This is a genomic window from Lentimicrobium sp. S6 (assembly GCF_013166635.1).
GTDB lineage: Bacteria > Bacteroidota > Bacteroidia > Bacteroidales > UBA12170 > UBA12170.
In genome coordinates, this window is sequence record NZ_JABKBZ010000190.1 from 1 (window position 1) to 1,854 (window position 1,854).

Below are 1,854 nucleotides of genomic sequence, written 5' to 3' on the forward strand. Positions count from 1 at the left end.
TGAGTGGCACAACTTGCTCCGGTACGAGTGGCACAACTTGCTCCGGTATGAGTGGCACAACTTGCTCCGGTTTGAGTGGCACAGTTACATCGGTATAGGTGGCACAACATGAGTCAGCCTATCCACTAATTTTATGGTCAAAAATATCACCATTAACAACTGAATTTCAGATAGTTAAAAACCGAACTCAGGTTCTAAGGTTTGCTAGAAAAAAATTGAAAAAAAAATAACTACACAAGAGCTGTGGAGATATCATTGCCCAAATTGATTCCACAATATAAAAGGTAGGCTTTACGGCTTCGTTGCCGGTTTACGTTCAACACACAGCACATATTCAGCCCCTCTTGGCCATAAGTAAATGCTTAGCTCCACGGCTTAGGGCTGAAAACGATGCTTAATTGTTAGGCACTGCTTTTATTATTTTTTTAATTGCGACAATTACTTTTTCGTTTGAGGTTGCAATATTCATTCTCATAAATAATGCACCTTCACGTCCGAACCAATGTCCAGCATTAAGTCCGATTCCAGAGTTTTCTGTTAAATGACTAAACATTTCTTTCGTGTCTTTATAAACTTTTCTAAAATCTAACCAAACTTGATAAGTCCCTTGTGGTTTTATAAGTTCAATTTTTGAATTTTCCAATTCAGTTTCTATGCTTTTTATATTTTCTTCAACGATGTTTATGACTTCTTTTAACCAAGATTGTCCTTGGTTATAAGCAGATTCCATCGCAACTCGTGTTAAGGCATTTGTTCTTCCTAAATTATATTTTTTGAATGTATTGGAAATGGATTTTTTCATATCTTCATTTGGAATGATTGTCATAGAATCTGCAATTCCACAAAGGTTAAAAGTCTTGGCTTCTGATGTACAAACAACAATTTTGTCATAATCATCAATAAATTGTAAAGCTGAAGTGAATTTATTGTCGAAAAGAATAATATCTTTATGTATCTCATCTGAAACAAGAAGTAAATCATTCTCTTTACAAATCGTAACAATTTGGTTTAATTCTTCTTTCGTCCAAACTCTACCAACTGGATTGTGAGGATTGCAAATAATTAGAATTTTGTTATTTTCTATTTTTGCTTTTTCTTCTAAATCCTTAAAGTCAATTTGATATTGTTTTTCAGTTAGCTTCAGAGGATTTTTGACTATTCTACGTTTAGTGTTTCGTATCACATCTCGGAATTCCATAAAAACTGGTGGTTGTGTAATTATTCCGTTACTTTCCGATGTAAAATTTTCAATTAAAATAGAAATGGTAGTTGTAATACTCGGACTATAAATCAGGTGATTTTTGTTTAAGTCAATTCCGTAATTTTTGTCATACCATTTTTTTTGAGCAATAAAAAAAGAGTCAGGCTTGTATTCATATCCAAAACCTGAATTTGTAATCCTTTCTTTTAAAGATTCCTGAATTGGTTTTGCAATCTGAAATTCCATATCGGCAACCCAAAATGGTTGAATGTCCGTTTTTCCAAATAAGGATTCCAATGTTTTTGGATTCGATTTGGTAAGTGGTAATTCCTTTAATTTCTTATCGATTTTCATTGGTGTGGTTAAGTTGTGCCTAACGTCCTAGGCTATGCATAGTGTGGGTTTTCAAAGCCATTATCTATCTGCCTACTCCGATGTTTATTTTATGTTTATATATTCTATTCTACTACAAAACCCACATTATGTATGAGCCTTTGTTACCAAGCGTTTTGAACTCTTCAATTTTTAGGTTTCATCTCCTTCAAATCACCAAATAATCAAAGCATTAAAATCTATATTATTAGTCATTCTTCAGGGCATTTTTTATTTTAAAAACTCTTTAAGCGGCCAAAAAAGTTCGAACTTAAAATGTC

Annotated in this window: 1 protein-coding gene; it reads right to left on the reverse strand. The window is 33.1% G+C overall.

All coding sequences use genetic code 11. The features are described 5' to 3' along the window. Positions 1–394: 394 nt before the first annotated feature. A complete protein-coding gene (locus HNS40_RS22250) occupies positions 395–1,555 on the reverse strand; it encodes a MalY/PatB family protein (RefSeq protein WP_172284909.1) in 1,161 nt (386 codons plus the stop codon). Between the last annotated feature and the right edge of the window lie 299 nt (positions 1,556–1,854).